Source organism: Pseudomonas sp. RIT-To-2 (genome assembly GCF_029623465.1).
In the GTDB taxonomy this organism is placed as follows: Bacteria; Pseudomonadota; Gammaproteobacteria; order Pseudomonadales; family Pseudomonadaceae; genus Aquipseudomonas; species Aquipseudomonas silvicola.
This window is the reverse complement of record NZ_JAPYKM010000097.1, coordinates 1-831: the sequence shown is the minus strand read 5'-3', so window position 1 is coordinate 831 and position 831 is coordinate 1. Positions and strand designations below refer to the sequence as shown.

At 63.9% G+C, this 831-nt stretch carries 2 protein-coding genes; both read left to right on the top strand.

Annotation, left to right across the window (positions count from 1 at the left end; translation table 11 throughout):
* Positions 1–743 (top strand): ABC transporter substrate-binding protein (locus tag QBK88_RS30700; RefSeq protein WP_277965046.1); only part of this gene is annotated, 743 nt, incomplete at its 5' end.
* Positions 743–831: hypothetical protein (locus QBK88_RS30695; RefSeq protein ID WP_277965047.1), on the top strand; the 89-nt coding region annotated here is incomplete at its 3' end. The genes QBK88_RS30700 and QBK88_RS30695, both read left to right, overlap by 1 nt.

Sequence of the window (831 nt, the reverse complement as noted above, 5' to 3'; positions counted from 1 at the left end):
AACCGCCGGACGCCGCCGAACTGAAGATCCTCGAGCCCCTGCGCGGCAAGGTCCCAGACGAAGTGTTCGGCCCTGCCTTCGAAGCCCCGCGTACCGACGGCACTGGTTTCATCCGGGACAAACAGTTGCAGGCCCTGGCCCTGCTCAAGGACGCTGGCTGGCGCCCGGAGGGTGACCGCCTGGTGAACGCTGCTGGCGAGCCCCTGAGTTTCACCTTCCTCAACGGCCAGGCTGGCCTGGAAAAACTCATCCTGCCGTGGAAGCGCACCCTGGCGCAGATCGGCATCGACCTGCAGATCCGCCGAATCGACCCCTCCCAGTACATCAATCGCCTGATGGCCCGCGACTACGACATGATCATCACCGGCTACCCGGTGTCAGCCTCGCCGGGCATGGAGCTGTACAACTATTTTGGTTCCGCCAGCGCCACCGACAGCGGTTCCAACAACTACATGGTGCTCAAGGACCCTGCCGTGGACAGCCTGATCAAGGGGCTGGTCAGCGCCCGTACCAAGGCCGACATGACCGAATACGCCCACGCCCTGGACCGGGTGCTGCAGTGGAACTACTACTGGATACCCAACTACTACCCGCCTGGCACGTCCACGGTGTGGTGGAACCGCTTCGGCATTCCCGAGCACCCGGCACCCAATGACGAGGCCCCGGAAACCTGGTGGCAGGTCAGCCCCACACCGCTCACCAATACCCAGATGGCCGAGCTGCGTGCCAAGGAGGCCCACTGATGCTGGCCTATGCCCTGCGGCGCCTGCTGCTGATCGTGCCGACCCTGGTGATTATCCTGCTGGTGAACTTCGTCATCGTCCAGGCAGC